The sequence below is a fragment of the Rhizobium sp. RAF36 genome, from assembly GCF_052114105.1.
Taxonomy (GTDB): Bacteria; Pseudomonadota; Alphaproteobacteria; order Rhizobiales; family Rhizobiaceae; genus Rhizobium.
Window position 1 is genome coordinate 1 of record NZ_JBFREC010000031.1, and the last position, 432, is coordinate 432.

Below are 432 nucleotides of genomic sequence, written 5' to 3' on the forward strand. Positions count from 1 at the left end.
GTTGCAAATGGCGCGCAAGCGCGATTTGCGTGCTGCTTCGTTCGCGAAGCGGCGAACAAAACTAACAATAAGGTGGGCTTTAAAGGCCCGAAGAGTGGATAGGGATGCCGTTCTCGCGGTGTCCTTCTCGATCTCGGGCCGTGGTACGGTTGTGACCGGCCGCGTCGAGCGTGGTATCGTCAAGGTTGGCGAAGAAGTCGAAATCGTCGGCATTCGCGCCACCTCGAAGACGACGGTTACCGGCGTTGAAATGTTCCGCAAGCTGCTCGATCAGGGCCAGGCAGGCGACAACATCGGCGCTCTCGTTCGCGGTGTTAACCGTGACGGCGTCGAGCGTGGTCAGATCCTGTGCAAGCCGGGTTCTGTCAAGCCGCACAAGAAGTTCAATGCCGAAGCCTACATCCTGACGAAGGAAGAAGGCGGCCGTCATAC

At 58.6% G+C, this 432-nt stretch carries 1 pseudogene; it reads left to right on the forward strand.

Annotated features, from left to right (window positions below):
• Positions 1-121: 121 nt before the first annotated feature.
• Positions 122-432, forward strand: a pseudogene (locus AB4Z25_RS29350) (EF-Tu/IF-2/RF-3 family GTPase); the annotation flags it as partial.